General features: G+C 41.4%; 6 protein-coding genes and 1 pseudogene. 5 read left to right on the forward strand and 2 right to left on the reverse strand.

Annotation, left to right across the window (positions count from 1 at the left end):
* The first annotated feature begins 406 nt into the window (after positions 1–406).
* Genes BUA79_RS11910 through BUA79_RS11920 form a run of 3 tightly spaced genes read left to right on the forward strand, consistent with a single transcriptional unit; the run spans position 407 to position 3,073 of the window.
* Entirely contained in the window at positions 407–997 is a 591-nt protein-coding gene (locus BUA79_RS11910; protein ID WP_073994637.1) for an anthranilate synthase component II, read from the forward strand.
* Complete coding sequence (gene pabB / locus BUA79_RS11915; protein WP_073994638.1) at positions 990–2,333, forward strand: aminodeoxychorismate synthase component I; 1,344 nt, start codon at positions 990–992, stop codon at positions 2,331–2,333. Before BUA79_RS11910 ends, pabB begins: the two co-directional genes overlap by 8 nt.
* 14 nt (positions 2,334–2,347) lie before the next feature.
* Complete coding sequence (locus tag BUA79_RS11920; protein WP_073994639.1) at positions 2,348–3,073, forward strand: aminotransferase class IV; 726 nt, start codon at positions 2,348–2,350, stop codon at positions 3,071–3,073.
* Between the two features lie 147 nt (positions 3,074–3,220).
* On the opposite strand, the gene BUA79_RS11925 is transcribed toward BUA79_RS11920, so the two are convergent.
* Both BUA79_RS11925 and BUA79_RS11930 read right to left on the reverse strand, forming a co-directional pair.
* Complete coding sequence (locus BUA79_RS11925; protein ID WP_073994640.1) at positions 3,221–3,757, reverse strand: permease; 537 nt, start codon at positions 3,755–3,757, stop codon at positions 3,221–3,223.
* Complete coding sequence (locus BUA79_RS11930; RefSeq protein WP_073994641.1) at positions 3,758–4,237, reverse strand: permease; 480 nt, start codon at positions 4,235–4,237, stop codon at positions 3,758–3,760. It lies immediately after the preceding gene.
* 234 nt (positions 4,238–4,471) lie between these two features.
* Here BUA79_RS11930 and BUA79_RS11935 point away from each other — a divergent pair, with 234 nt between their 5' ends.
* Both BUA79_RS11935 and BUA79_RS12695 read left to right on the forward strand, forming a co-directional pair.
* Complete coding sequence (locus tag BUA79_RS11935; RefSeq protein ID WP_073994642.1) at positions 4,472–5,629, forward strand: iron-containing alcohol dehydrogenase; 1,158 nt, start codon at positions 4,472–4,474, stop codon at positions 5,627–5,629.
* Positions 5,630–5,805: 176 nt separating this feature from the next.
* A pseudogene (locus tag BUA79_RS12695) lies at positions 5,806–5,985 on the forward strand (IS4 family transposase); the annotation flags it as partial.

Genomic DNA, 5,985 nt, shown 5'->3' on the forward strand with positions numbered 1-5,985 from the left:
GTAAGGGTATCCGGTATCGGCCAGCCCAGATTTATATCCTGTGCCAGTTTCCATACCTCGGCAACGGTATTTCTGGAACTGCCGCTACTGCTCGCAACGCTTACGTTGCTGTAGTCCAGGCTCTTGAGCCTGATAATATCTCGATAATTCACCATGATTATCGACCTCCATAATAGTATTTACACATTTACATGTGTATGAACTTATTATAGAGGAATGCACTGGCAATCGGAATCACCTGCACTGATTTACCGGAAACAGGTGCACCGAAAAAGCGAAAAGCGTGCACTATTCAATCGGAATACCCAAAATATATAATAAAGTCCTAAAAATCAATAAAATCTACTTTATACACTATAGAGTTTCATGATAGAATTATGTAAACTCTATATTACGGGAGAAATGAATGTATTTAATAATCGACAACTACGATTCTTTTGTTTATAATCTGGCAGCATATTTCCGTGAACTGGGACAGGAAGTTGTTCAATATAAAAATGACATAATCAGGCCAGAAGATATCTATAAAATCAAACCGAGGGGAATCATTATTTCTCCCGGTCCAAAAAGTCCGACAAAATCAGGTATGTCGGAGGAGATTGTAAGGGAATTCAGCGATAAAATACCTATTTTAGGAGTATGTCTGGGTCATCAGGTAATTGGACATGTTTTTGGTGCGGAAATTGTCAAGGGAGCAAGGCCGATGCATGGAAAGGTCACGAAAATATATCATAACGGAAGAGGTCTGTTTGATGGGATTCCGAGTCCGTACCTGGTAACAAGATACCATTCCCTGGTTATCGATCCCGAAACGCTGGCGGATGAGCTGCAGGTGGATGCCGGAGACGAAAATGATACAATCATGGCAGTTTCACACAGAAGCCTGCCGATATTTGGGGTGCAGTTTCATCCGGAAGCCGTTTTGTCTGAATATGGGCATGAAATATTAGAAAACTATATCCGAATCTGTGAGAACTGGTGGACTGAAAATGAGTAGAATAATTAAAAAGTTGGATTCATATATTGAAATCGACCGGATCTTTTCCGTGTTTAAAGATGAGGAGAATGCCGTATTTCTTGATTCTTCCCTGCAGAACAGTCTGGGAGAGTTTTCCATAATCGGGATACATCCTTATCTTACCGTAATAAATTCAGAAAAATTACATGTTGATGGCGAGGCATCAGAAATGACCTTCGAGGAATATATGAGGGTATATCTGAAGGAAAATTATGAAGAAAATACGACTGATCTCCCCCTTGTGTCGGGTGCAATCGGATATTTATCCTATGATTATGGTCGGGAACTGGAAAACGTCGAAACGGTTCATCAAAACACGACAGATATGCCTTCCTGTTTTTTTGCTTTTTATGATGATTTCATTATAGAAAACCACAAAAACAAAGAAGTATATCTTGTGGCAAACGGAAAACTCATCGATAGTGGGGATGCCATAAGAAATATGGAGAAAATGCTGACTGAACTGGAATCTGAGGAAGAAGAATCTCTCCCGGGACAGATAGAAGTCAGACCGAATTTTGAAAAACAGGAATATCTGAAGGCTATTGACAGAATGATCCAATATATTATTGAAGGGGATATCTATATTGCCAACCTAACTCAAAGACTGGAAATTAGAAGTAGGAAACAGCCTTATGAGGCCTTTAGGAAGCTCAGAAGAATCAATCCTTCCCCTTTTGGGGCTTACATGAATTACGGCGACTTTCAAATTGTATGCGCTTCTCCGGAACGGTTTATCAGGATGAAAAATGGTCATATAGAGACCAGGCCGATAAAAGGAACCAGAAAAAAGGGATCAACTCCTGAAGAAGATGCGGCGCTGAAAGAAGAACTGCAGAATTCCGAAAAAGACAAAAGTGAACTTCTTATGATTGTTGATTTGGAAAGAAACGATTTAAATAAGGTTTGTAAGGAAGGAAGCGTAAAGGTTACGGAACTGTTTACGGTGGAAGAATATGCGACCGTATATCACCTGGTATCCAATATCGTGGGGGAAATACAGGAAGGTCTGAATGCGGTGGATTTAATCACCGCAGCTTTTCCGGGAGGTTCCATCACAGGTGCGCCGAAAAAACGAGCCATTGAGATTATTGATGAATTGGAGAACGGTCGAAGGGACCTTTATACCGGTTCTTTAGGCTACATTTCGATGGATGGAAGCTGTGACCTGAATATTGTTATCCGGACAGCCCTGTATAAAGATGGAGTTTACTCCCTGGGGGTAGGGGGCGGAATCACCTACGAATCAGAACTTGAGTTTGAATATGAGGAAACGCTTCAAAAGGCAAAAGCGATACTGGATGCACTGAGCTGAGACGGGGGGGCAAAATGGATATAAAATTGGATGAAGGATATATGTTTGGCCTGGGGCTCTTTGAAACCATAGCGGTTAAAGAGAACCGCTGCGAATTTTTAACGGAGCACATGGAGAGAATGAACAAATCGCTAAAATATCTGGGAATCTCCAAGGATGTCTCCTCGCAGGAAATTCTGGAGTATGTAGACAAGAATCCTATGAAGAATGGGGTTCTTAAAGTGATGGCGTCCCAGGAAAATTTCATTGTCATTCCCAGGGAAAATACGTATACAAAAGAACAGTATAAAAAAGGATTCGTGCTTGGATTCAGTGAAGTTGCCAGAAATGAAACATCTCCCCTCACATATATGAAAACGCTGAATTACGGGGATAATATCATGGAAAAACGTAGGGCAAAGGAAAAGGGATGGGACGAGCCTGTTTTTCTGAATACACAGGGTCAGATCTGCGAAGGCGCCACAACCAATCTGTTCTTTGTGAAAAAAGGCAGGATTTATACCCCGCCGGTCAGCTGCGGGATGCTGAATGGAATCATAAGAAATTATGTAGTGGATACGTATGATGTTATAGAACAGATTATATACCCTGAGGAACTCGATAGTTTCGAAGAGGTATTCGTGACGAACTCGCTGCTCGGCGTTATGCCTGTGTGCCGCCTGGGCAGCTTTCTCTATACGGAACGGAGCACGGCAGCGTCCCTAAAGGTGTCTGACACCCTGTTTGAAGAGGGAGTTTAACGCTGCAAAGATGGCATTCAAAGTAAGGGGGATTTCCCTCACACCTTTTTCCCTAAAGCCTTTATTCACAATGCTGGTGAACGTAATACACTGGTCGGAACAGTTGGTCGTGGCCATGGAATCAAGGGGCTTCGATGGAGAGGGAAGCTAATCCATTGCTTTTGCGTTTTCATAAAGAATTTTCACTTCTTCCCGGGAGACTGTTTTGGATAAAATCAAAGCAATAATGATTATTCCGGGGATATCAATAAGAAGTCTGGAAATGGCAAATCTGCTTCCGAGTGCCGTGATCTCAAACAGGAACATAGGAATCTTTGTTGTGGACCACGCACCAATAAAAATCAGGATGTTCATGAATTTGACGCCTTTTTTCATGAATACAGCCGCAACTGGAAAGGCCCCATACAGAGGACCAGCAGCTGCAGATCCGATTATAATGGATAAGATGATTCCTTTGAGTCCGGAACCTTCCCCCATATATTTTATCATTGTTTCCCGCGGTACCCAGATGTCAAGAAGACCCAATAAGACAAAAATCGGTGGGATAACGAGAAGCATTTCCAAAATGGAATTACCTGTGATCGTGAAGGCCTTTGTTCCCAATGGACGGTTGACCAGCACAAGAATAATCATTGCCAGAAAAACAATAATGAACACACGGTATCTTTTTATAAGTTTTTTCATTTACATCACCACCATTCCAATTATAGCTGCTACGGCAAAGGAAAAGAAAAATGCCAGAACATTTCTTATTATGGAGATTTTCTTTCCGAAATATTTCATTTCTACAGGAAGTGTAATAACTCCTACCATCATGAGTGTAGATAAAAATGCGGCAATCTGTGTATAGCCTGCTCCATTTTCCAAAAGGATCGCAGCGGTCGGGAATGCCACGAACCCGGGTATCAGGGTTACAGAACCAATGACAGCGGCCAGCACTACGCCTATCCATCCGGATTCAGCACCTATGATTTTGGAAATGGTTTCCGTATTCAATACTGCCAGTAAAAATCCGACCAGAAAAATCACGGTAAGAAATTCTGGGAGTATATTTTCAAAAGCCCTCCAGGCTTTTTTGAGAGCCGTTTTTGTCTTTTTTTTATCTTTGAAAAATGAGACGGCCAACAGGGCGATGGCAAGACCGTAAAAAATGTAGGAATCCATAAGCGCCTCCTTAAAGTTTATTATAAGTGCATTATACAGGTGCCTGGAACTGATTTCTGTGAGTAAATCACAAACAATTCTATGTATAGAAAACAATTTGCATGCACTACTCTTCGTTATTTTATATACAATTACGTTAAAAAAGTAATTAAGTCAAACTATATTGACAAAAGATAAAAAGTATTTTATAGTTTCCGATATATTATTATAGATTTAATTACAGGAGGAATTGCGATGTCTACATATTATTTTTTACCAACACGGAATCTATTTGGAGAAGGGGCTGTCAATGAAGCTGGTGGCTTGCTGAAGGGCTTAAATGCAAAAAGGACCCTGATTGTAACGGACAAGTTTCTGGCCTCTACCGGAATGGCAGATCAGTTAAAAGGAATACTGGAGTCATCTGGTGTGGAAGCAGTAGTCTTTGATGGCGCTGAGCCAAACCCGACTGACAAAAACGTAGAAGCCGGTGTGGAATTCTACAAAGCCGAAAAATGTGATTCAATCATATCCCTTGGCGGCGGGTCATCTCATGACTGTGCAAAAGGCGTCGGCCTTGTGGTAAGCAACGGTGGTCAGATTAAGGACTATGAAGGTGTCGATAAATCAACGAACGCCATGGTTCCTCTTATGGCGGTAAACACAACAGCCGGAACAGCCTCCGAAATTACAAGGTTCTGTATTATTACAGACACTTCGCGCAAGGTAAAGATGGCAATCGTGGACTGGAGAGTCACACCGCAGGTATCCATTAATGATCCTGACCTTATGAAAGGGATGCCGGCTTCCCTGACAGCAGCAACTGGAATGGACGCATTGACACATGCTGTTGAAGCCTATGTGTCAACTGCTGCAAATCCTCTGACAGATTCAGCAGCGCTGATGTCAATATCCATGATTACGAAATATCTCCCCAAAGCGGTAGCAAACGGATCATACATGAAAGCCAGAGATAATATGGCTTATGCCCAGTACCTGGCGGGAATTGCGTTTAATAACGCTTCACTGGGATATGTACATGCTATGGCGCATCAGCTGGGAGGATTCTATAATCTGCCACATGGTGTATGCAATGCAATTTTGCTTCCTTATGTAGAAGAATTTAATCTCATCGGTAATTTCAACAGGTTTAAGGACATCGCTGGAGCTATGGGTGAATCCATTGAGGGTCTTTCGACTGTAGATGCAGCAAACAAGGCGATTGCAGCGATTAAACAATTATCAGTACAGATTGGTATACCCAGCTCTTTAAAGGAGCTTGGAGTTAAGCCGGAGGATTTTGGTATTATGGCCGATAATGCGATGAAGGATGTATGCTGTGCAACGAATCCGAGAACCGCAACAAAAGAACAGGTAATTGGAATATTCCAGAGAGCATATGACGGAAAATAAATGAAAATGCCAGCCGAAAGGCCAATGTCATTAAGTTAAGAATGACGCATGAGTAGAGTATGTAGAAATACATACCCTGCTCTTTTTTTATGTAATAAAAACCAAAAAACTCTTGACAAATAATGAGAAAAATGTGGCGAAGCCCTTTGATTATATATTTCAAGGAGGAAAACCACATGCGAGACCATATTTCATTTGTAAAACAAACACTTTCTGAATCAATTAAAGAAATGAGTACAGTTCCTTGGCTTTTTGTAAAGAATCCAGAAAGTGATTTCTCAAGGAAAAGGAAATTGGATTTTGATACATTTTTTCATTTTTTTATTTCTATGGAGGGACGCTCACTAGGAACGGAA

The organism is Parasporobacterium paucivorans DSM 15970, from assembly GCF_900141895.1.
GTDB lineage: Bacteria > Bacillota > Clostridia > Lachnospirales > Lachnospiraceae > Parasporobacterium > Parasporobacterium paucivorans.

Bases quoted from the DNA above. Each gene is read 5' to 3' on its own strand.
- BUA79_RS11935 (WP_073994642.1), top strand. From the start codon at position 4,472: ATGTCTACATATTATTTTTTACCAACACGGAATCTATTTGGAGAAGGG.
- BUA79_RS11930 (WP_073994641.1), bottom strand. From the start codon at position 4,237: ATGGATTCCTACATTTTTTACGGTCTTGCCATCGCCCTGTTGGCCGTC.
- BUA79_RS11920 (WP_073994639.1), top strand. From the start codon at position 2,348: ATGGATATAAAATTGGATGAAGGATATATGTTTGGCCTGGGGCTCTTT.
- BUA79_RS11925 (WP_073994640.1), bottom strand. From the start codon at position 3,757: ATGAAAAAACTTATAAAAAGATACCGTGTGTTCATTATTGTTTTTCTG.
- BUA79_RS11910 (WP_073994637.1), top strand. From the start codon at position 407: ATGTATTTAATAATCGACAACTACGATTCTTTTGTTTATAATCTGGCA.
- pabB (WP_073994638.1), top strand. From the start codon at position 990: ATGAGTAGAATAATTAAAAAGTTGGATTCATATATTGAAATCGACCGG.